The sequence below is a fragment of the Xanthomonas sp. PPL134 genome (assembly GCF_040595915.1).
GTDB classification, from domain to species: Bacteria; Pseudomonadota; Gammaproteobacteria; order Xanthomonadales; family Xanthomonadaceae; genus Xanthomonas_A; species Xanthomonas_A indica.
Genome location: NZ_JAMDLL010000001.1, coordinates 1176310 through 1197133, shown reverse-complemented (window position 1 = coordinate 1197133; position 20824 = coordinate 1176310). Strand labels below are relative to the sequence as shown.

General features: G+C 71.1%; 18 protein-coding genes and 1 tRNA gene. 4 read left to right on the top strand and 15 right to left on the bottom strand.

The features are described 5' to 3' along the window. Positions 1–186: 186 nt before the first annotated feature. From M3U25_RS05190 to M3U25_RS05145, 10 genes are all read right to left on the bottom strand, one after another. On the bottom strand, positions 187–1779 hold the full coding sequence (locus M3U25_RS05190) for a calcineurin-like phosphoesterase family protein (RefSeq protein ID WP_355499438.1): 1593 nt from the start codon (positions 1777–1779) through the stop codon (positions 187–189). Positions 1780–1847: 68 nt separating this feature from the next. Next, entirely contained in the window at positions 1848–2471 is a 624-nt protein-coding gene (hisIE, locus tag M3U25_RS05185) for a bifunctional phosphoribosyl-AMP cyclohydrolase/phosphoribosyl-ATP diphosphatase HisIE (protein WP_355499441.1), read from the bottom strand. Then, on the bottom strand, positions 2461–3237 hold the full coding sequence (gene hisF, locus M3U25_RS05180; RefSeq protein WP_209029142.1) for an imidazole glycerol phosphate synthase subunit HisF: 777 nt from the start codon (positions 3235–3237) through the stop codon (positions 2461–2463). Before hisF ends, hisIE begins: the two co-directional genes overlap by 11 nt. Continuing rightward, the gene (hisA, locus tag M3U25_RS05175) at positions 3231–3965 is read right to left on the bottom strand and encodes a 1-(5-phosphoribosyl)-5-[(5-phosphoribosylamino)methylideneamino]imidazole-4-carboxamide isomerase (protein ID WP_355499445.1); all 735 of its coding nucleotides are present in this window, start codon (positions 3963–3965) and stop codon (positions 3231–3233) included. Before hisA ends, hisF begins: the two co-directional genes overlap by 7 nt. Next, entirely contained in the window at positions 3962–4564 is a 603-nt protein-coding gene (gene hisH / locus M3U25_RS05170; protein WP_355499448.1) for an imidazole glycerol phosphate synthase subunit HisH, read from the bottom strand. The genes hisA and hisH overlap by 4 nt, the downstream gene beginning before the upstream one ends. 28 nt (positions 4565–4592) lie before the next feature. Continuing rightward, positions 4593–5666 carry a bifunctional histidinol-phosphatase/imidazoleglycerol-phosphate dehydratase HisB gene (gene hisB / locus M3U25_RS05165; RefSeq protein WP_355499451.1) on the bottom strand — a complete coding sequence of 358 codons (1074 nt, stop codon included), beginning with the start codon at positions 5664–5666 and terminating at the stop codon, positions 4593–4595. Then, positions 5663–6763 (bottom strand): histidinol-phosphate transaminase, encoded by a 1101-nt coding sequence (hisC, locus tag M3U25_RS05160; RefSeq protein ID WP_355499454.1) that lies wholly within the window; start codon positions 6761–6763, stop codon positions 5663–5665. The genes hisB and hisC overlap by 4 nt, the downstream gene beginning before the upstream one ends. Continuing rightward, positions 6760–8055: a histidinol dehydrogenase gene (gene hisD, locus M3U25_RS05155; protein ID WP_355499457.1), complete on the bottom strand. Its 1296-nt coding sequence runs from the start codon at positions 8053–8055 to the stop codon at positions 6760–6762. The genes hisC and hisD overlap by 4 nt, the downstream gene beginning before the upstream one ends. Next, positions 8052–8966 carry an ATP phosphoribosyltransferase gene (hisG, locus tag M3U25_RS05150; protein WP_355499460.1) on the bottom strand — a complete coding sequence of 305 codons (915 nt, stop codon included), beginning with the start codon at positions 8964–8966 and terminating at the stop codon, positions 8052–8054. Before hisG ends, hisD begins: the two co-directional genes overlap by 4 nt. A gap of 9 nt (positions 8967–8975) precedes the next feature. Next, positions 8976–9302, bottom strand: coding sequence for a YerC/YecD family TrpR-related protein (locus M3U25_RS05145; protein WP_048489062.1), 327 nt, complete (start codon positions 9300–9302; stop codon positions 8976–8978). A 196-nt stretch (positions 9303–9498) separates the two neighbouring features. Between M3U25_RS05145 and M3U25_RS05140 the strand changes: the two genes are divergently transcribed. After that, positions 9499–10812, top strand: a complete 1314-nt coding sequence (locus M3U25_RS05140; RefSeq protein ID WP_355499463.1) for a hypothetical protein — start codon at positions 9499–9501, stop codon at positions 10810–10812. Positions 10813–10871: 59 nt separating this feature from the next. Here the strand turns inward: M3U25_RS05140 and hisS are convergent, their stop codons facing one another. After that, entirely contained in the window at positions 10872–12272 is a 1401-nt protein-coding gene (gene hisS / locus M3U25_RS05135) for a histidine--tRNA ligase (protein WP_355499466.1), read from the bottom strand. 111 nt (positions 12273–12383) lie between these two features. On the opposite strand from hisS, the gene M3U25_RS05130 reads away from it, so the two are divergent. Both M3U25_RS05130 and M3U25_RS05125 read left to right on the top strand, forming a co-directional pair. Continuing rightward, positions 12384–13139, top strand: coding sequence for a helix-turn-helix domain-containing protein (locus M3U25_RS05130; RefSeq protein ID WP_355499469.1), 756 nt, complete (start codon positions 12384–12386; stop codon positions 13137–13139). Positions 13140–13428: 289 nt separating this feature from the next. Then, complete coding sequence (locus tag M3U25_RS05125) at positions 13429–13743, top strand: hypothetical protein (protein WP_160946619.1); 315 nt, start codon at positions 13429–13431, stop codon at positions 13741–13743. Positions 13744–13780: 37 nt separating this feature from the next. Here M3U25_RS05125 and thrC read toward each other — a convergent pair whose 3' ends face one another. The 4 genes from thrC to M3U25_RS05105 form a co-directional block, all read right to left on the bottom strand. Then, positions 13781–15082, bottom strand: a complete 1302-nt coding sequence (thrC, locus tag M3U25_RS05120) for a threonine synthase (RefSeq protein WP_355499472.1) — start codon at positions 15080–15082, stop codon at positions 13781–13783. An 804-nt stretch (positions 15083–15886) separates the two neighbouring features. Further along, on the bottom strand, positions 15887–16846 hold the full coding sequence (locus tag M3U25_RS05115; protein WP_355499475.1) for a homoserine kinase: 960 nt from the start codon (positions 16844–16846) through the stop codon (positions 15887–15889). Between the two features lie 5 nt (positions 16847–16851). Beyond that, positions 16852–19377 carry a bifunctional aspartate kinase/homoserine dehydrogenase I gene (thrA, locus tag M3U25_RS05110; RefSeq protein ID WP_355499478.1) on the bottom strand — a complete coding sequence of 842 codons (2526 nt, stop codon included), beginning with the start codon at positions 19375–19377 and terminating at the stop codon, positions 16852–16854. 463 nt (positions 19378–19840) lie between these two features. Beyond that, complete coding sequence (locus M3U25_RS05105) at positions 19841–20188, bottom strand: hypothetical protein (protein ID WP_242161360.1); 348 nt, start codon at positions 20186–20188, stop codon at positions 19841–19843. A gap of 347 nt (positions 20189–20535) precedes the next feature. Here M3U25_RS05105 and M3U25_RS05100 point away from each other — a divergent pair. Further along, a tRNA-Arg gene (locus M3U25_RS05100) sits at positions 20536–20612 on the top strand. Positions 20613–20824 lie beyond the last annotated feature (212 nt).

Genomic DNA, 20824 nt, shown 5'->3' with positions numbered 1-20824 from the left:
CGGCTGAAGCCGCTCCTACAGCAGGCAAACGTTGCGAGATGCTGATCGGCCCACTGTGGGAGGGACTTCAGTCCCGACGCCTGGAGCACATGACCGCCTGAAACCCTGTCGCGGCAGTCACGGTGATCGAGCACGCAGCACCGCTGCGCGCTTGTCTGCCGATCACGGCCTACAGCCGCCGTCCCATCACGGGCTGGCGTCCTGCAAGCGGTAGCTGCCGCTGGCGCGCTGCTCGCCGCGCCAGCGGTCGAACGCACGCACATCGATGCGGTGCGCGCCCACGCTCAGGTCGGTCGGCAAGGCGCCACGCCACAGGTGCTGCGAAGGAATCGCTTCGGGCGAGCGGTCGTAGCCGCGCAGCGCGTCGGCGGCATCGTCGCGCGCGTTCTCGGCCAGCAGCGTCGGGTCGGGCTGTTCGACGCGCTGCATCGGCTTCCAGGCGCCGTCGTCCACGCGGTACTCGACGCGGCTGTCGTTCTCGCCCATGTACACGTTCGCGTATACGCCCCAGGCCGGATAGGCACCGCGGCGCAACACCTTCGGCGCATGCAGGCCGATCTGCGTGTCCTCGGCGGCGCGCGCGGCGTGGTAGGCCAACGCATAGCCGCCATCGCGGCGCACGGTCAGCAGCGCATAGCCGTTCGGGGTGCCGTCGGCCATGGTCGCGGCGGGGATGCCGTCGGCATCCTTGACCCCGGACCAGAACGCGCCGCAGGCCGCGCCGACGTTGTATTCGTGCAGCGGCTGCGCGCCGTGCCAGCCCTCGTCGGCACCATGATCGTAGTGACGCTGGGTGTGGCTGTGGCCGCTGAGCACCAGCACGTGCGGGAACGCCTGCAGCAGCGCGAACAGCCGCGCCCGATCGGCATGCCGGAAGGTTTCCTTGCCGGGCGCCGCGTCGAACAGCGGGATGTGCATGCCCAGCACCACCAAACGGTCCTTGGGCACGCTGGCCAGGTAGGCCTGCAGGAAGGCGAACTGGTCCGCGCGCAGGCCGCCGATGTACTTGGGCTGTTGCGTCGGCTGGTAGACCACGTCGTCCAGGAACACGAAGCTGGCACCACCCTCTTCCACCGCGTAGGTGTCGGGGCCGTAGACCGCACGCCAGCTCGACAGCGAGTCGACATCGTTGGCCGCGTCGAAGTTGAGGTCGTGGTTGCCCGGCACGTGGAACCATGGCACGCCGAGCTTGGCGGTTTCCGCATTCAGCGCCGGATACAGCGACAGGTCGTCGCTGACCACGTCGCCCAGGGTGGTGCCGATGCGCGCATGGGTCTTGCCGCGCAAGGGCGCGACGATGTCGCGGGCGTAGTAGCCCACGTCGGTCATCGACGCGGTCTGGGTATCGGCGAACACCAGCACCTCGGTGCTGTCGGCCTTGGATTGCGCGCGCAACGCGAAGTCCCAGTGATCGGTGGCGCCGCTGGTCGGGGCGATGCCCGGGTACTTGAGCGTGGGCGAGCCGGCCGGCGCGTAGTGCCGCCAGTAGTCCGGCAGGCCGTTGCCGGCGCTGGCGAAACTGTAACCGTCCGGCTTGATCACGAACACGGTGCGGCCGGGCTCCACCTGCAGGCGGTAGCGGCCCTGCGCGTCGGTGCGGACGATGTGCACGCCGTCGGACACCTGCACGCCGGCGATGCCGGCATCGCCCGGGCCGCGGCCCGGGGCATTGTCGCGTTCCTGGTAAACGCTGCCGCTGATCGTGGCGGTCTGCGCCACGGCGGGGGCGGCCGCAGCCAACAGGCAGGCGAGGACGACGGGACGCAGCATGCGGAACATCCGGGGAGGCCGAGGGCCCCCGATTGTAGCCAGGGACGCCGACGCGGCGATGACCGCGCCGGACCGGCTCAGCGGTGCCGCGCCTCCAGCACCGCCACCGCGTCGGCCAGGCCCAGGCCGCGCGCGCGCAGCAGCACGGTCAGGTGATAGAGCAGATCGGCGGATTCGCCGAGCAGTTCGTCGTCGCCCTGGGCGACGCCGGCCAGCGCGGTCTCCACGCCCTCCTCGCCCACCTTCTGCGCGATGCGCCGCGTGCCTTTCTCGAACAGCTGCGTGGTGTAGCTGCCCGCCGGCCGCTCGCGTTCGCGCTGCGCGACCAGGCGATCCAGCGCGCCCAGGAACTGGCCTGGCGCGTACGGGAAGCAGCTGTCGCGGCCGAGGTGGCAGGTCGGCCCGCGCGGATGCGCCAGCACCAGCAAGGTGTCGCGATCGCAATCGGTGTCGATCGCCACCACGTCCAGGACATGGCCGGAACTCTCGCCCTTGGTCCACAGCCGCTGCTTGCTGCGGCTGTAGAAGGTGACCTGGCCGCTGCGGCGCGTGGCCGCCAGCGCCTCCTGGTTCATGTAGCCCAGCATCAGCACGCGCAGGGTGGCGGCGTCCTGTACCACCACCGGCAACAGGCCGTCGCCCTTGCCCCAGTCCAGCGCCGCGTCGGCGACGTCCGCCTCGTGGGAGTGTTCATGCGCCATCGCGCACCTCGATCTGTCGTTGGCGCAGGAAGCGCTTGAGTTCGGGAATGGGAATGGCGCCGCTGTGGAAGACGCTGGCGGCCAGCGCGCCGTCCACGTCGGCACGCTCGAACACATCGGCGAAGTGCTGCATCTCTCCAGCGCCGCCGGAGGCCACCAGCGGCACCTTGCACAGGGCGCGCACCTCGTGCAGTTGGGCGATGTCGTAGCCGCGGCGCACGCCGTCGCTGTCCATGCAGTTGAGCACGATCTCGCCGGCGCCCAGGCGCTGCGCCTCCACCACCCAGTCCAGGGTGCGCACGCGCAGCGCCTGGGTCTTGCTGGGATCGCCGGTGAAGCGGCGTACGCGCCACTGGCCGTCGTCCTCGCGGATCGAATCGATGCCGACCACCACGCACTGCACGCCGAAGGCCTCGGCCAGCTCGGCGATCAGCGCCGGCCGCTCCAGCGCCGGCGAATTGATCGAGATCTTGTCGGCGCCGGCGTGCAGCACCGCGCGCGCGGTGGCGACGTCGCGGATGCCGCCGGCCACGCAGAACGGGATGTCCAGCAACCGCGCCACTTTCTCGACCCAGGCGTAGTCCACCGAGCGCCCTTCCGGGCTGGCGCCGATGTCGTAGAACACCAGTTCGTCGGCGCCCTGGTCGCGGTAGCGCAGCGCCAGCTCGGCGATGTCGCCCATGTCCACGTGGTCGCGGAACTTGACGCCCTTGACCACGCGCCCCTCGCGCACGTCCAGGCACGGGATGATGCGTCGGCTCAGCATGCCAGCGCCTCGTCCAGCCGCAGCCGCCCTTCCAGCAGCGCCTTGCCGAGCACCGCGCCGGCACAGCCGGCCTCGCGCGCACCGCGCACGTCGGCGGCGTCGCGGATACCGCCCGAGGCCTGCACCGCCAACGTCGGCGCGAGCTGGCGCAGGTGCGCATACAGCGCCAGGTTCGGCCCCGACAGCATGCCGTCGCGGGCGATGTCGGTGCACAGCAGATGGACCAGCCCGGCCGCGGCGTATTCGCCGGCCAGCGCATCCAGGCTCAGCGACGAGGTCTCGGTCCAGCCGTGCACCGGCAGACGCCAGACGCCGTGCGTGTCCTGGCGGCTGTCCAGCGCCACGGTGATGCGCTCGGGGCCGAACTCGCGCAGCCACTCCAGGACCGACTCGCGGTCGCGCACCGCCAGCGAGCCGATCACCACGCGGCTGGCACCGGCATCGAGCAGGCGCTGCACGTCCGCGTGCGAGCGCACGCCGCCGCCGGTCTGCACCTGCAGGCCGGTCTCGCTGCGGATCCGCTGCAGCAGCGGCGCCAGGGTGTAGCCGCCGGCGCGGGCCGCATCCAGGTCGACCAGGTGCATCCACTGCGCGCCGGCCTCGGCGAAGGCCTGGGCGCGGCGCAGCGGATCGTCGCCGTAGTGGGTCTCGCGGGCGTAGTCGCCCTGCGCCAGCCGCACCACGCGGCCGTCGCGGATGTCCAGGGCGGGATAGACGACGAAGCTCATGGGAAATCGGTCTCGAGGAAGTTGCGCAGGATGCGCGCGCCAGTGTCGGCCGAGCGCTCGGGATGGAACTGCGCGCCGCAGCGGCGGCCGTGCTGCACCACCGCGGTGAACAGGCCGCCATGGTCGCAGGCGGCGACGGTGTCGGCGGTGACCGGCGCGGCATAGCCATGCACGAAGTAGGCGCTGGCGCCGTCGGGGACGCCTGCCAGCAGCGACGACGGCCGCAGCGGCAGCAGCCGGTTCCAGCCCATGTGCGGCACGCGGATGCCCAGCGCCGGCGGCATGCGCCGGACCACGCCGGTCAGCAGGCCCAGGCAGTCGACATCGCCTTCTTCCGAGCACTCGAACAGCAACTGCATGCCCAGGCAGATGCCGATCAGCGGCACCTGTAGCGCGCGCAATGGCTCGATCAGACCTTGCTCGCGTAGCCGCGCCATCGCGTGCGGCGCGGCGCCGACACCCGGCAAGATCACCCGGTCCGCGCCTTGCAGCCCGGCGGCGTCGCGCACCAGCCGGGCTTCCACGCCGAGGCGCTCGAGCGCGTAGCGCACCGAACCGAGGTTGGCGCCGCCGGCATCGATCAGGGCGACATCGCTCATCGCACGCTCCCTGCGACACCCGCGCGCATCACAGCACCCCCTTGGTCGAGGGCAGCGCCGCACCCTCGCGGCGCAGCGCCTGGCGCAGGGCGCGCGCCAGCGCCTTGAAGCAGGCCTCGACCTTGTGGTGGTCGTTGTCGCCGCGCACGCTCAGGTGCAGGTTCAGCCCGGCGGCGTCGCACAGCGAGCGGAAGAAGTGCGGCACCAGCTCGGTGGGCATGTCGCCGACCCGCTCGCGCTTGAACTCGCCTTCGAACACGAAGTACGGGCGCCCGCTGAAGTCCAGCGCGGCACTGGCCAGGGTCTCGTCCATCGGCAGGGTGAAGCCGTAGCGGCCGATGCCGCGCTTGTCGCCCAGTGCCTGGCGCAGCGCCTGCCCCAAGGCCAGGCCGGTGTCCTCGATGGTGTGGTGTTCGTCGATGTGCAGGTCGCCCTCGGCACGCACGTCCAGCGCGAAACCACCGTGCTTGCCGATCTGCTCGAGCATGTGGTCGAAGAACGGCAGGCCGGTGGCGCAGTGCGGGTCGCGCGCCAGGTCCAGGTCGAGTTCCACCGCGATGCGGGTTTCCTTGGTGTCGCGCTGCACCCGCGCACGCCGCGGTGCATCGGCCAGCTCGTGAGCGATGCCGGCCCAATCCCATTCGCCACCGAACTGCGCGGTGCGCAACTGGAAGCCGCGGATGCGCAGGTTCTCGGCGAACTGGATGTCGGTGGCGCGGTCGCCGACCATGGCCGAACGCGCCCAGTCGATGCTGCGGTCCTGCAGGTACGGCAGCATCAGGCCGATGCCAGGCTTGCGCGTGGGCGCATTGTCGGCCGGCCAGCTGCGATCGACCAGCACCTCGCGGAACACGATGCCCTGGCTGGCGAAGATCTGCAGCATCAGGTCGTTGGGACCGTCGAAGGCGGCCTGCGGATAGGCCTCGCTGCCGAGGCCGTCCTGGTTGGTGACGATGACGAACTGGTAGCCGGCGTCGCGCAGCTTGAGCATGGCCGGGATCACGCCCTGCACGAAGCGCAGCTTCTCGTAGGCGTCGATCTGGAAATCGGCCGGCTCCTCGATCAGGGTGCCGTCGCGGTCCACGAACAGGATCGGGGTCATGCCGCCGCCCTCCACGCCTGCAAGGCACCGAGCACGCGCTGGTTCTGCGCCGGCGTCCCCAGGGTGATGCGCAGCGCATCGCCCAGGCCCGGCGCGGCGCGCTGGTCGCGCACCACCACCCCGGCCGCCAGCAGCGCCTGGAACGCGCCCTCGGCGTCGTCGAAGCGCAGCAGCAGGAAATTGCCCTGCGACGGATACACCTGGCGCACGCCCGGCAACGCCGCCAACGCCGCCTGCATGCGCGCACGCTCGGCGCGCACCTCCTGCACCCGCGCCGCGGTCTGCCGCAGCGGTTCGGGCTGCAGCGCGGCCAGGGCCAGCTGGGTGCACGGTGCCGGAATCGGATACGGCGCCTGGCAGCGGCGCAACACCGCGATCAGCGCCGGATCGGCGATCACGCAACCGATCCGCGCCGCGGCCAGCGCGTGCGCCTTGGACAGCGTGCGCAGCACCGCCAGATTGGCGTGACGCGCCAGCAAGGTCGTGGCCGAGGCTTCGTCGGAAAACTCGCCATAGGCCTCGTCGACCACCAGCACCGCACGGCCCTGCAGGCGCTCGGCGGCGCGGGCGATGTCGGCCAGCGCGATCGCCGCGCCGCCGGGGTTGCCCGGCGAACACAGGAACACCAGCTTGGCCATCTGGCTCAGCGCGGCGTCCACCACCGCGTCCACGTCGGTGAGCAGGCCGTCGGTCGTATCGCGCAGCGGCACCTCGACCACGCGTGCATTCTGCAGCCGCGCGCACACCGCGTACATGCCGAACACCGGCGGGGTGATGACGATGGCGTCGCGGCCCGGCTCGCACAGGGCACGCAGCAGCAGATCGATGGCCTCGTCGCTGCCGCGGCCGAGCAGCAGTTGCTCCGGAGCACAGGCGTACAGCGCGGCCAGGGCGGCGCGCAGCGCCGGCGGTTGCGGATCCGGGTAGCGGCGATTGCCGGCCTCGCCGTCGGCGGCGTTGGCCCAGGCCGATTCGTTGGCGTTGAGCCAGACCTCGCCCTGCAGCGCGCTGCTGCGCGCGGACGAATACCCGGCGAAGTCGCGCAGGTCCGGGCGGACCAGCGCCAGCACCGCGCGTGCGTCGGAGGCCGCGCTCATGCCGCCTTCTCCATGCGCAGCGCCACCGCGTTGGCGTGCGCATCCAGGCCCTCGGCGCGCGCCATCAGCACCGCACAGCCGCCGATCGTGGCAATGCCGGCGGCACTGGCGCTCTGCACGCTGACGAAATTCTGGAAGCTGGCCACGCTCACGCCGCTGTAGGCACGCGCGGCGCCGCTGGTGGGCAGCACATGGTTGGTGCCGCTGCAGTAGTCGCCCAGCGCCTCGGGGGTGTAGTCGCCGAGGAAGACCGAGCCGGCGGCCTCGACGCGCGGCAGCCAGTCGCGCGGGGCACGCAACGCCAGGATCAGGTGTTCCGGCGCATAGCGGTTGCTGATCGCAAAGGCATCGTCCAGCGTGTCGACGCGGATCAGCCGCGACGCGGCCAGCGCCTGCCGGGCGATCGCCGCGCGCGGCAGCGTCGCCAGCTGCCGCTCCAGTTCGTTCTCCACCGCCTCGATCAATGCGGCGCTGTCGGACAGCAGCAGCACCTGCGAATCCGGGCCGTGCTCGGCCTGCGACAGCAGATCGGCGGCGACGAAGGCGGCATCGGCGCCGGCATCGGCGATCACCAGCACCTCGGACGGACCGGCCAGCATGTCGATCGCCGCCGCGCCGGCCTGCGCCACCTGTTGCTTGGCCTCGGTGACGTAGCTGTTGCCGGGACCGAACAGCTTGTCGCAGGACGGCACGCTCTCGGTGCCGTAGCCCATCGCCGCGATCGCCTGGGCGCCGCCGAGCTTGAACACCCGGTCCACCCCGCACAGGGCCGCCGCGACCAGCACCGCCGGATCGGCCGAGCCGTCGGCACGCGGCGGCGTGCACAGCACCACTTCGCGACAGCCGGCCAGCGCCGCCGGCACGCACAGCATCAGCGCGGTGGACGGCAGCGGTGCGCTGCCGGCCGGCACGTACAGGCCGACCCGGCCGATCGGCCGTACCACGCGCTCGCAGACCACGCCCGGCGCGGTCTCGACCGCGTACGGCTGCGCCATGCCGGCGCGGTGGAACGTGTCGATCCGCGCCGCCGCCTCGGCCATCGCCGCGCGCAGCGGCGCCGGCACCGCGGCCTCGGCGGCGGCGAACTCCTCGGCGCTCACTTCGAAGGTATCCAGCACCACGCCGTCGAAGCGCGCGGTGAGTTCGCGCAGCGCGCTGTCGCCGCGGCTGCGCACCGCATCCAGCACCTGCGCCACGGCGCTGCGGGTCTGGTCGGCGACGCGCTGCACCGGCCGGGTCAGCGCCTGGGTGCGCTCCTGCGCGTCGAGCGCGCTCCACTCCAATCGATTCATGCCAGCGACCGCTCCACCGTCAAGACCATCAACCCCTGCGCGCCCGCGCGCTCCAGTTCCTCCATGCGCTGCCAGGTGATCGCCCCGTGGCACATGGTCTGCAACTGCAGTGGGCCATCGGCGTCGCCGGGCAGTTGCACCAGCGGTTCGGCATCCGGCAGCAGCCGCGCCAGGTCGGCGACCCGCTCGCGCGCGGCGCGGAACATCAGCAGCTTGCTGTCGCGCAACTTGAGCACGCCGTCGAGCCGGCGCAGCAGCATCGCCGCCAGGCCGGCGCGGGCGTCGGCCGGTTCGCGCACCGGACCGGCCAGCACCGCCTCGCTCTCCAGCAGCGTCTCCACCGGCTTGAGCTGGTTGGCGGCCAGGGTGGCGCCGCTGGAGACCAGATCGCAGATCAGGTCGGCGGTGCCCAGGCGCGGCGCGATCTCCACCGAACCGGACAACTCCACCACCTGCGCGGCGATGCCGCGCGCGTCCAGCCAGTCGGCCAGCACCGACGGGTAACTGGTGGCGATCCGCAGCCCCTGCACTTGTTGCGGGCCACTCCACTCCCAGCTCTCCGGCACCGCCAGCATCAGCCGGCATTGCCCGAAGTTCAGCCCACGCAGGGCGCGATACGCCTCCGGCAGGCCATTGCGGCGGCGCTCGCCGGCCTGCTCGTCGAGTTCGTTGCGGCCGACGATGCCGAAGTCGCACACGCCATCGGCGATCAGGCCGGGGATATCGTCGTCGCGCACCAGCAGCAGGTCCACCGGCAACGATTCGCCGTAGCAGAACAGCTTGTCGCGGCTCTCGCGCCAGCTCAGCCCGCAGGCGGCCAGCACCGCACGGGCCGGCTCGGCCAAGCGGCCACTCTTCTGGATCGCGATACGCAGCCGGTCGCGGGCCGGTGCTGCCAGGGAAGCACTCATCAGGACATCTCAGTGGGAATCGGAGGGGCGCGCCGTCTGCCGGCGCAGCGCCGCGGCATAGCCGCCGGCGCCGTATTCCAGGGTCCGTGCGACACGGCCGATGGTGGTGACGCTGACCTGGGTCAGGTCGTGGATCTCGCGATACGGCACGCCCTTGAGCAGCAGCGGCACCACCCGCCAGCGGTCCGCCATCGCCTCCAGTTCGGCCGGCGTGCACAGGTCCTGCAGGAACGCCGCCACTTCCTGCGGCTTGCCGAGCTGGGCCAGGGTGCGCGCCAACGCCTTGAACGAGGCGTCGCTGGCACGGTCTTCTGCAGGGGCGGGGCGTTGTTTCATTGCGCTAATGTAATAGCATGCTATTACAAGGTCAAGTTCGCGTGGATGGCGCGGTTCAGCCGTTCGGCGCTGCTGCCTGCCGCCCCGCCCCAGGCCCCGCTCTTTCGCAGGCGTTGCGGAGGTTGGCGCCTGCAGCCTGTGGAAGCCCGGCGCGGCGACCATTAGGATCGGCACGATCACCCCGCTGGAGCACCGCATGCGCCACGCCTGGCTTGCCGGTCTTGCCCTGTGCCCGGCGACGCATGCACCGGCGCAGCCGCCGCCTCCGACAGCACCCGCCCACGTGATTGCCAGCGATACCGAGGTCGCCGCGCAGGGGCTGCCGATCCGCTCCAGCGCCCAGCTCAAGGCCTACCTGCGCGCCCACGCCGGCCAGCGCACGCCGCTGGACGCACTTACCCCCGGCGCCCGCGAACGCTTCCTCGATGGCCTGGTCTTCGGGCGCAACGGCCTGGGCGGATTCGACACGCAAGACCTGCCGCAACTCACCCGCGCGCAGGGCCGCTCCCTGCTGGCCCTGTTCGGAGTGGAACGCTACGCCGAGACCTTGCCGCACTGGGCGACGCAGCCGCGCGCCAGCGCTCCAGCCGCCCGGATCGGCGACCTGGAGCGCCGCTACAACCGCTACAACCGGGCGCTGCACGGCCTGGGCCGCACTGGGCGCGATCCATGGCCCGCATTGCGCAGTGCGCTCCCCGAAGCCTTCGACCGCAGCGCCACCGCGCCGTTGGACGATGCCGCACTGGAACTGCTGTACCGGGCGCTGGTCGCCACCTACGCGCTACGTCCTAACCCCACGGGACTCGAGGCCCAGCTGCAGGTGCTGGCGCAGTTGCGGCGCCGCGGCCACGCCAGTGCGGCGCAGGTGGATGCCGCCGGTCATGCGCTGCTGCTGGCGCATCGCGTGGAGGACGCACGGCGCCTGCTGGCCGATGGCGGCAGCGCCGACTGGCCGCATTGGCTGCGCTTCGAGGACCGCCTGGGCGAGTCGGCGCAAGGGCCGACGCTATGGTCGCTGGACGCCGATGGCCGCACCCTGCATCGGCAGCGCATCGATCTGGGGCCGACCCAACTCCTGGTCACCGCCGGCTGCCATTTCGCCGCCGACGCCGCGCGCGCCATCGCCGCCGATCCCGAACTAGGCCCGGCGTTCCGCCGCCATGCGCTGTGGCTGACCCTGCCGCCCGGCAGCGAGGACCTGGATGCACTGCGCGCCTGGAACCAGGCGCAGCCGCAGACGCCGCTGCATCTGCTCTACGACGTGGAGGAATGGTCGCTGCTGCCGCGCGAATGGCGCATGCCGACGTTCTTGCTGGTGCGCGAATGGCGCATGCCGACGTTCTTGCTGGTGCGCGACGGCAAGGTCGTCGCGCAATTGCAGGGCTGGCCGGTGGACGACGCCGCGCAACGCAGCGCACTGAAAGCGATGCTGCAGGGTGCGGGCCTGCTGTCGCCCGCGCCTGGGGGATCCGCCACGGCCGGGTTTACCGGCCATGCTGGTCGCGGCTGAAGCGCTCCTACGAGAATCTTGCAGAGCGCGACGGCCGTCGCCGGCCGTCGCCACCAGACTCAGGCCATCACCTTGGCCTGCTCCAGCTCCACCTGCAGCGTGCTGGCAAGTTCGTCGCGGGCCACCTCGAACTGCTGCTCGCGCAGCAGGTCCTTGACCGCGACCACACTGCGCGCCAGTTCGTCGTCGCCGGCCAGCACCACGAAGCGGATGCCGGCGCGGGCCGCGTACTGGAACTGCTTGCCGATCTTCTTCGGCTCCATCTGCACTTCGGTGTTGATGCCGCCGGCGCGCAGCCGCCGCGCGATGTCCAGCGCGTCGTCCAGCTTGGCCTCGTCCATCAGCGCCACCATCGCCTGCACGCTGCTGGAGGCGATGCCGTCGATCAGCCCGGCCTCGCGCAACTGCCAGAACAGGCGGGTCAGGCCGATGGAGATGCCCACGCCGGGCAGCCTGGACTTGCTGTAGTGGCTGGCCAGGTCCTCGTAGCGCCCGCCCGAGCAGATCGAGCCGATCTGCGGGTAGTCGGTCAGCAGGGTCTCGTAGACGGTGCCGGTGTAGTAGTCCAGGCCGCGGGCGATGGAGAAATTCAGGCAGTACGCGCTCTCCGGCACGCCCAGCGCCTTGACCAGGGCCAGCACTTCGCGCAGTTCGGCCACGCCCTCGCGCAGGATCGCGCTGGACGCCGCATCGGCCTCCAGCGCCTGCAGCCGCGCCAGCGCATCGGCGTGACCGCTGGAGCGCACCGCAACGAAGTCGAGAATGCGCTGCACCTGCTCGGCGGGAATGCCGAAGCCCTCGCCGGTGAGCGTCTCGCGCACGTAATCGGCGCCGCGCTTGTCCAGCTTGTCGACCTCGCGCAGCACGGCGAGCTGGCGCTCGCCCTCGGCCACGCCCAGGCTTTCGAAGAAGCCGCGCATCAGCTTGCGGTTGTTCAGCTGCACGGCGAAATCGCCGATGCCCAGTTCGGCGAACACCGCGTGGATCACCGCCAGCACCTCGGCGTCGTAGCGGATGCTCAGCACGTCCTTGCCGATCACGTCGATATCGCACTGGTAGAACTCGCGGAAGCGGCCGCGCTGGGCGCGCTCGCCGCGGTACACCCGCTGCATCTGGTAGCGGCGGAACGGGAAGCTCAGCTCGTGCTCGTGCTCGGCCACGTAGCGGGCCAGCGGCACGGTCAGGTCGAAGCGCAGCGCCAGTTCCGGCAGCCCGCCCTCGCCGCCCTCGGCGGCGGCGTTGGCCAGCGCGCCGGTGGACTGCACGAAATACACCTGGCGCTCGGTCTCGCCGCCGGACTTGGTCAACAGCACATCGGACAACTCGAACACCGGCGTCTCCACCGGCAGGAACCCGAACCGCTCGTAATTGCGGCGGATGACGTCCAGCATGCGCTGGAACGCGATCTGCTCGCGCGGCAGCAATTCCATGATGCCGGGCGGCGTACGGGGCTTGATCACGTGCGGAACTCCTGCGATTCGGGGGCGAGCGGGACGCCAATTCTAGCCGCACCGGCCACGCCCGGCCGCATCGGCGTATCATTCGCGGGTGCCGAAGCCGCTGCCACGCCCATGAACAGGCCTCCTTCCGGATTCGCCCTGCCCTATGCCGAGCCGGCCGCCCCGCGCGCCGCGCGCGGCAACGAATGCCTGCATTGCGCGGTCCGCCACCTGGCGATCTGCTCGGCGCTGGCCTGCGACGAGGTGCAGGCGCTGGAACGGGTCACCACCTCGCTGACCTATCCCGCCGGCGCCACCCTGGCGCGCACCGGCGAGGCCCGCCAGGCGGTCTATACCGTCACCGCCGGCGCGCTGCGCCTGGTCCGCACGCTCGCCGACGGGCGCCGCCAGGTGGCCGGTTTCGTCCTGCCCGGCGACTACGTCGGCCTGAGCGAATCGGCCCGGCACCGCCACGACATCGAAGCCATCGCCGACAGCCGGGTGTGCCGGGTGTCGGTGGCGCAGATGCAGCAGTTGCGCGCCCAGTTCCCGCAGCTGGAGCGCAAGCTGCTGCAGCGCGCCTGCCTGGAACTGGACGCGGCGCAGGACGCGGCGCTGGCGCTGGCGCGGCTGCAGCCGGCCGAGAAGCTGGCCGACTTCCTGCTCAAGCTGGCCGCCCGTGCGGCGCGCCAGGGCGATGCCGGCAACAAGGTGGTGCTGCCGATGGGCCGCGGCGACATCGCCGACCATCTCGGCCTGACCATGGAGACGGTCAGCCGCACCTTCACCAAGCTGCGCCAGCAGGGCCTGATCGCGCTGCCGCAACTGCACGTGGTCGAGATCCGCGACTTTGCCGCGCTGCACCGGCTGGCCTCGGACGAAGACTGAGCGGGTCGCGGCGGCGATTTTTTCGCCATGCTGTCACAAGCGCCGACGCCACGCGGCGCCCAGCCACTTATCCACAGGATTCCAGAACAACGCTCCACACCAGGTGTGGACAACCTCGTCGCGCCGGCCGAGGCGGCGGACGGCGGGTGCCGGCGCGGCAACCACCTTGCCACCTCTGAACGCTTCAGACAGTCATCGCGGCGGCGGCGCCCAGCCGGCATAGACTGCGTGCGCAATACACCTGCGGCGCCGCCGCGGTGCCGGTGGGGGGACCACTCGGAGGGCCAACATGGCCGTCGCCATCGAGATGCAACACGCCTCGCGCGCCTGCGTGATGCTGGACCGCGAACGCGAACTGGAGTTCTGGAAGGCGCAGTTCGCGCACAGCAGCTTCCATCAGCCCGGGTACGTCTTCCACGACTACGAGCCGGCGCTGAAGCTGGCCTACGACGCCTACCTCAAGTACCACGGCCAGCGCGTGGAGGACGTGGTCGCGCAGCTGCGCGACGTGTTCCTGCGCGACCACCCGCGCTCGCGCCTGGACTGGCTGCAGGTGCGCGGCATCGTCCTGGCCGCCTGGCAGCGGCTGCAGCCGTCCGACTGAGCCACCACGTGCGCAGGCGCCGCCGCCTGCGCACCGCTCAGCCGGCGAGCAGCCGCGCGCGCAAGGCCGCGTAGTCCGGCGCGATCGGCTCGGCCTGTGCCGGCCGCTGCAGCAACGCCGCCAAGGCCGGCGGCACCGGCACCGGCTGCCCGATCAGCGGCTCCACCACCCCTTCGAACTTGGCCGGATGCGCGGTGGCCGCCACCGCCCAGTCGCCGGCGTCGGCCTCCGCGCCCTCGGCGCGCAGTTGCTGCAGCACGTGCAGCGCGGTGGCGGTATGCGGGCAATGCACCTCACCGTAGCGGCGGAAGCGTTCGCCAATGGTCTGGCGGATCTGCGCATCGTCCACCGAGTACGCCTGGAACTGGGTGCGCAGCGTGGCATCGTCGCCCTGGTACAGCCAGCGCAGACGCTCGACGTTGCTCGGCGCGCCGACGTCCATCGCATTGGCCAGCGTCGCCACGCTGGGCTGCGGCGCATAGTCGGCGCCGGCGAAGAAATCGGGCAGCACGCGGTTGGCATTGGTCGCCAGCACGATCCGGCCCAGCGGCACGCCCAAGGCGCGCGCCAGGATCGCGGCCAGCGCATTGCCCAGATTGCCGGTGGGCACCACTAGGTTCAGCGGCTGCGCATGCGCGGCATGGTGCTGCAGCGCTGCGTGCGCGTAGTAGCTCATCTGCGGCAGCAAGCGCCCCAGGCTGATGCTGTTGGCCGAACTCAACGGCGCCTGCGCCTGCACATCGGCGTCGTTCAGCGCCTGCTTGACCAGCGCCTGGCAGTCGTCGAAGGAGCCGGCCACGCGCAAGGCGTGGATGTTGTCGCCGAAGCAGCCGAGTTGGTGCGCCTGCCGCGGCGACACGCGCCCGTCCGGATACAGCACCACCACGCGCAGCCCGGGCTGGCGATGGAACGCGGCCGCGACCGCGGCGCCGGTGTCCCCGGAAGTGGCGACGAGGATGGTCAGCGGCGTCGCCGCGCCACGCCGCAGCCGGGTCAGGCAGGCGGCCAGGAAGCGCGCGCCGAAGTCCTTGAACGCGGCGGTCGGCCCATGGAACAACTCCAGCGCATGGTCGCCGGGGGTGGCCAGCGGCTGCAGCGGCGCGGCGAAGTCGAAGGCTTCGGCGCAGATGGCCGGCAGTTCCGGGGCCAGGGCGTCGCCCTCGAAGAACGGCGCCAGCAGCTCCGCGGCGGTCTCGGCGAGGCTGGCACCGGCGCGCAGGTCGCGCGCGGCGGGCATGCGCTCGGGCACGTACAGGCCGCCATCGGGCGCGAGTCCGGCGGCGATGGCCTGGCTGAGCGAGACGGGGGGTGCGGCGTTACGGGTGGAAATGAAGTTCATGGGGGTTCCATTAACAGGGGAATTCGATCGCACTATCGTCTTTGGCTGTTGCTGTTGCTGTTGCTGTTGTTGCTCGGCTTTGGCTGTTGCTTTGGCTTTGGCTTTGGCTTTGGCTGTTGCTGTTCTGCTCTACCCGGGCCCCCTCGGCGCGGCAGCCGCGGCGGGCGAATACCCGAAGGGCGACGCGCAGGATGCGCGTCGTTTTTCGCCGGCACATGGATGTGCCGTCGAAAAATGCCCGTCGTGGCTGCGGACCCGGAGCGTGTCAGCGCGGAGGGCGCGCTGCGGGGTGTGCTTTCTTTTGGTTACTTTTCTTTGCACAAGCAAAGAAAAGTGACCCGCGTTAGCGGAAGCTGTTGCTCTTGCTTCAAGCTTTAGAGCTTTAACAGCAAAAGCATCAGCAACGGCAAAGGCTTTCGCCCTTGCGGGCGAGTTACTTTTCTTTGCTCGCGCAAAGAAAAGTAACCAAAAGAAAGCGCGACCTGCCTCGCGCCCTCCGCGCTGCGCGCTCCGGGTCCGCGTCCATCGCGGGGATCCGCGGAAGGGGCATCCTGCCCCTGCCGCGGACGGCGCACATCCCTGTGCGCCGCCCTTCGGGTGTTTCCCCACGATGGCCGCCGCTTCGGAAGGGAACCCGGTACGGCAACAGCAACAACAAGAGCAAGAGCAAGAGCAACAACCAGAGCAACAGCAACGACAAGAGCTACTGCGACAGCAAAAACAAAAGCAAATTCGAAATCAGCAACAGCAGCAGTGGCACTAGCGGGAGCAACAAAGTCGTCGTCGTGCCGCGCCAACACTCAGCTACAACAACGTCGCTCCCGGACACTGCAGCGGCGAGACCCAGTGTTGGCTGCCGAAGCCGGCATCGGCAAAGGCCGCCTGCACCGCCGGTGCCGCCGCCTCGGCCTCGGCGCGGCTGGCGAACCAGGCAAACACGCTGGGGCCAGCGCCGGAAATGCCCGCGCCCATCGCCCCTGCCGCCAGCGCCGCCGCCTTGGCCGCGTCGAAGCCCACGATCAGCGGCGCGCGCCGCGGCTCGATCAGCACGTCGCACAAGCCGGCGCGCACCAGGGACTCGTCGCCCGCATGGCAACCCGCCAGCACCAATGCCAGGTTCGCGCTCTGCGCCACGAACTCGCTCAGCCGGTAATCGCCGGCCAGCGCCGCGCGTGCGTGACGGGTCTCCAGCGTCGCGTCCGGGTGCACCAGCAGGCTGTGCCAACCGCTCGGCACCGGCACCGGCACCAGCCGCTCCAGCGTCGACAGCACCAGCCCGCCCAGCAACATCGGGCCGAGGTTGTCGCCATGGCGGCTGCCACTGGCCACCGCCTCGCCGTCCAGCGCATAGCGATACAGCTGATCGCGCGACAGCGGCGCGGCGAGCAAGGCGTTGGCCGCCACCAGCGCGGCCACGCACGAGGCGGCCGAGCCGCCCATGCCGGAGCTGAGCGGGATGCCCTTGTCGATCTCCAGTTCGAAGCCGAACGGCAGCGCCAACGCCTCGCGCAGCGACATCAGGGCGGCGCCGGCGGTGTTGCGCGCCGCCTCCAAGGGCAACGCCACGGTGGTGCCGCGGATCGCGGCGATGCGGACCTCGGGGGCGTCGATACGGCGCACCGTCACCGTGTCGCCCACGCCCTCCACCGCATAGCCCAGCAGATCGAAGCCCACCGCCACGTTGGCCACCGAGGCCGGCGCGAACGCGCGGGCCTGCGTCGGCAGCGCGGCCGTGCCAACGGTGTGAGCCGGCAGCGTCTGCATCCGGCTCACAGGCGCGCGCCCTCGCCCGCCGCCACCCGCAGCAGGTCGGCGAACACGCCGGCGGCGGTCACTTCCGGGCCGGCGCCCGGGCCCTGCACCACCAGCGGATTGGCGCAGTAGCGGCGGGTGGTGAACTGCACCACGTTGTCGGTCAGGCGCAGGTTGGCGAAGGCATGGTCGGCCGGCAGTTCCACCAGGCCGACGCTGGGCGCATGGCCCGGCGCCAACCGCGCCACGTAGCGCAGCACGCAGCCGCGCGCCTTGGCCGCCTGCAGGCGCTGCGCGAACGCGGCATCGACTTCGTGCAGGCGCGCCATGAAATCGTCCACGCTGGCCTGGCGCAGCGCTTCCGGCACCAGGCTCTCCACCGCCACGTCTTCCAGGCTCAGCTCGTGCCCGGCCTCGCGCGCCAGGATCACCAGCTTGCGCGCCACGTCGGTGCCGGACAGGTCGTCGCGCGGGTCCGGTTCGGTATAGCCCATGCCGCGCGCCTCGGCCACCAGCTGCGCGAACGGCACGCTGCCGTCGTACTTGTTGAACAGCCAGGCCAGGGTGCCGGAGAAGATGCCTTCGATCGCGGTGACGGCATCGCCGGTATCGACCAGGTCGCGCAAGGTGGTGATCACCGGCAGGCCGGCGCCGACCGTGGCCTCGTAGCGGAAGCGTGCGCCGCTGGCGGCGGCCGCGGCGCGGATGGCATGGAAGCGCGGCAGCGGCCCGGCGCCGGCCTGTTTGTTCGGGGTCACCACGTGGATGCCGGCGGCCAGCCAGCCGGCATAGCGGTCGGCGACGTCGGCGCTGCCGCTGCAGTCGATGATCACCGCATGCGGCAGGTGCGCCGACAACAGGTGCGCGGTGAACGCGTCCAGATCGGTCGGCTGCGGGCCGGCGGCCAATGCCTGCCGCCAGTCGCCGGCGAAGGCGCGCGGCTCCAGGCGCATGGTGCTGCGCGAGGCGACCGCGCGCAGGCGCAGGTCGAGGTTGGCCTTGGCCAGCAGTTGCGGCTGCGCCGCGCGCAACTGGTCCAGCAGCGCGGCACCGACGTTGCCTGGGCCGATCACGCCGACCGAGAAGGTCTGCGGCGACAGCCAGAAGCCGGCATGCGCGGCGCGCAACGCCTTGGTCGCATGGGCGCTGTCGATGGCCACGGAGATGTTGCGCTCGGACGAGCCCTGCGCGATCGCCAGGATGTTGACCTGGGCGCGGCCCAGCGACTCGAACAGGCGCGCGGCCACGCCGGGCTGCCCGGCCATGCCGTCGCCGACCGCGGCCAGCACGCTGATGCCGGTGGTCAGTTGCACGCGCTGGACCTGGCCTACCACCAGTTCGTGGGCGAAGGCCGAGAGCACCGCGTCGCGCGCGCGCTCGGCCTCGTTCTGCCGCACCACGCAACAGATGGAATGTTCGGACGAGCCCTGCGAGATCATCACCACCGACACCCGCGCGTTGCGCAATGCGGCGAACACGCGCTCGGCGGTGCCGGGCACGCCGATCAGGCCGGTGCCTTCGAGGTTGAGCACGGCCAGGTCCGGGCTCAGCGTCAGCCCCTTGATCGGGCCGCTGGTGGCGCTGCTGGCGGTGATGCGGGTGCCCGGATGCTCGGGCTGGAAGGTGTTGCGGATGATGATCGGCAGGCCGCGCTCGATCGCCGGCGACATGGTCTGCGGGTGCACCACCTTGGCGCCGAAATAGGCCAGTTCGCAGGCTTCGTCGTAGCTGAGCGTCTCCAGTTGCACCGCTTCGGGGACCACCCGCGGATCGGCCGACAGCACGCCGTCGACGTCGGTCCAGATGTGCAGTTCGGCGGCCTCGAACAGCGCGGCGAAGATCGCGCCGGAGTAGTCGCTGCCGTTGCGGCCGAGCGTGGTGATGCGGCCGGCGCGGTCGCGGGCGACGAAGCCGGTGACCACGATGCGCTGCTGGGGGTGCTGCGCGCGCCACTGCGCCAAGCGTTGCGCGCTGGCCTCCCAGTCCACGTCCACGCCCAGTTCGCCGCGATCGACCACCAGCACCTCGCGCGCATCCAGCACCGCGCAGTCTTCGCCCAGCGCCCGCAGGTGATCGCCCAGCAGTTGCGCCGAGTACACCTCGCCGAGGCCCTGCACGCGGTCCAGCACTTCCCGCGGCAACTCGCCGATCACCGCCAGTGCGGCGAGGATCTCGGCCAGGTGTTCGAAGCGCGCGTCCAGCCATTCCACCGTGGCGCCGGCGTGCTCGCCCAGCAACGCGACCGCGGCGGCGCGATGGCGCGCGCGGGTCTCGTGCCAGCGTTCGCGCCAGTCGCCATGGCCGCGCGCGGCCAGTTCGGCCAGGCCGATCAAGGCGTCGGTGACGCCCTTCATCGCCGAGACGACGGTGACTTGGAGACGCTCCGGGCGCGCCAGCAGCAGCTGCGCGACATGGCGATAGCGTTCGGCATCGGCCACCGAGGTGCCGCCGAACTTGTGCACGACGGTGGCGGCGGCGAGCGCGGGGTCGGCGGCGGAATCAGGCGAAGCGGCGACAGCGGGAGCGACGGCGGGGGACGACATGGGAGACCTCGGAGTGGAGGCCCCGCTCGCATCAGGCCGAGGGATTCCCCCGCATCCTGATCCGGGTGCGGGGCCGTGGTGTTCGACGATCAGACGAAGACGACGGGCCGCACCGGGCGAATGGTGAGGGTGGTAATACCGGTGGTAATGCCCGCAGCGACCGCGGCCGCGTGCCGAAGCGAGCGCGGAAGCGAAGTGGCGATGAGGGCAAGGACCAGGGGCATGGACGCAAGAGGACATCATGCGCCGGGGCGCTGTCAAGCGCCGCGTGTGCAATCGCAGCATCGGCCGACTGGCCAAGCAAGACGGTTGCAAAAGTGACTATCGCGAAAGGCCGCAAAACCCGGCGTTGCACCGGATCGCGCTGCTTCCGCCGCACCCGGAGAACACCAGGCACGGCCAATGTCGAAGCATGCCGCAACAAGCGCGCGGCGCCCATGGCGCCGCGCGCTTGCGCATGTCCTTACTGCTGCTTCTGATCTGCCGGCGGCGTCTGCGTCGGCTGCTGCGGATCCGGGTTGGCCGGGTCCTGCGGCGTGGTCGGCGACGTGCCGTCCTGCCCCTGCATCGTGCCCTGGCCGGCATCGGTGCCGGTGGTGCCGGTCGCGGTGCCGCTGGCGTCGCCGCTGGTGCTGCCCGCCGGGGCCGTACTGCCGGCCGGGGCGGTGCTGCCGCCTGCCGGGCTGCCATCGGCCGCAGCCGGCGGGTTGGCCGCATTCGGGTCGTTGGCCGGGTGATCGCCATCGCGCTTGCATGCGGCCAGCGCGGCCAGCATCGAACCGACCAGGACCATCTTCATCGCTGTTTTCATCTGTGACTCCTGCTTCGCATAGGGGTGGAAATCGCCGTGTGCATGCCGGCAAGCCGGCAATGGCGCCAAGGCGACCAGGACCGCCGATGCGCGGCGGCGATCGCCCCGCCGCAGGCAGTGCGGACGGGACGCTTGTCGCGGACGGGGCGGATGCGACTCCGTCGTCGTCCGTCGCCGCTGCGGCGACCCGGGATCGCAAGGCGAGCCGTCGGGATGCCACAGTGGCGGACGTACGCAGCCTACGCAGGGCGATGCTCAGGCCGCGTCGGCACAAGGTGTAGAGGGTGTTATTGCAGGCCGGCGCGACAACGCGCGATTCAGCGTCGTAGAATCTCCGGCAGGCCAATGGCCCCGTAGCTCAGCTGGATAGAGCGGTCCCCTCCTAAGGGACAGGTCGTGCGTTCGAATCGCGCCGGGGTCACCATTCCGTTTATGCCGGCGGCCGCGACGTCGTGCCCTCAGCCCCCTTACTCGCCTATGCACGCCGTGCAGCCCCGCGCGGCGGCATGCCTGCGCGTTTTTGCGCTTGCCGGGCGCCCAGGCCGGCGGCGGCGGCCGGGCGCGTGCGGTCTGCTAAAATTGCCGGCTGCGCGTCCCGCGTCCCCCGCCTGCGGTCGCCTTCCCTGTCGCAACGAA

Excerpts from the sequence above, each read along its gene's own strand:
- M3U25_RS05190 (WP_355499438.1), bottom strand. The coding sequence starts at position 1,779 with ATGTTCCGCATGCTGCGTCCCGTCGTCCTCGCCTGCCTGTTGGCTGCG.
- hisIE (WP_355499441.1), bottom strand. The coding sequence starts at position 2,471 with ATGGCGCATGAACACTCCCACGAGGCGGACGTCGCCGACGCGGCGCTG.
- hisF (WP_209029142.1), bottom strand. The coding sequence starts at position 3,237 with ATGCTGAGCCGACGCATCATCCCGTGCCTGGACGTGCGCGAGGGGCGC.
- hisA (WP_355499445.1), bottom strand. The coding sequence starts at position 3,965 with ATGAGCTTCGTCGTCTATCCCGCCCTGGACATCCGCGACGGCCGCGTG.
- hisH (WP_355499448.1), bottom strand. The coding sequence starts at position 4,564 with ATGAGCGATGTCGCCCTGATCGATGCCGGCGGCGCCAACCTCGGTTCG.
- hisB (WP_355499451.1), bottom strand. The coding sequence starts at position 5,666 with ATGACCCCGATCCTGTTCGTGGACCGCGACGGCACCCTGATCGAGGAG.
- hisC (WP_355499454.1), bottom strand. The coding sequence starts at position 6,763 with ATGAGCGCGGCCTCCGACGCACGCGCGGTGCTGGCGCTGGTCCGCCCG.
- hisD (WP_355499457.1), bottom strand. The coding sequence starts at position 8,055 with ATGAATCGATTGGAGTGGAGCGCGCTCGACGCGCAGGAGCGCACCCAG.
- hisG (WP_355499460.1), bottom strand. The coding sequence starts at position 8,966 with ATGAGTGCTTCCCTGGCAGCACCGGCCCGCGACCGGCTGCGTATCGCG.
- M3U25_RS05145 (WP_048489062.1), bottom strand. The coding sequence starts at position 9,302 with ATGAAACAACGCCCCGCCCCTGCAGAAGACCGTGCCAGCGACGCCTCG.
- M3U25_RS05140 (WP_355499463.1), top strand. The coding sequence starts at position 9,499 with ATGCGCCACGCCTGGCTTGCCGGTCTTGCCCTGTGCCCGGCGACGCAT.
- M3U25_RS05130 (WP_355499469.1), top strand. The coding sequence starts at position 12,384 with ATGAACAGGCCTCCTTCCGGATTCGCCCTGCCCTATGCCGAGCCGGCC.
- M3U25_RS05125 (WP_160946619.1), top strand. The coding sequence starts at position 13,429 with ATGGCCGTCGCCATCGAGATGCAACACGCCTCGCGCGCCTGCGTGATG.
- thrC (WP_355499472.1), bottom strand. The coding sequence starts at position 15,082 with ATGAACTTCATTTCCACCCGTAACGCCGCACCCCCCGTCTCGCTCAGC.
- M3U25_RS05115 (WP_355499475.1), bottom strand. The coding sequence starts at position 16,846 with ATGCAGACGCTGCCGGCTCACACCGTTGGCACGGCCGCGCTGCCGACG.
- thrA (WP_355499478.1), bottom strand. The coding sequence starts at position 19,377 with ATGTCGTCCCCCGCCGTCGCTCCCGCTGTCGCCGCTTCGCCTGATTCC.
- M3U25_RS05105 (WP_242161360.1), bottom strand. The coding sequence starts at position 20,188 with ATGAAAACAGCGATGAAGATGGTCCTGGTCGGTTCGATGCTGGCCGCG.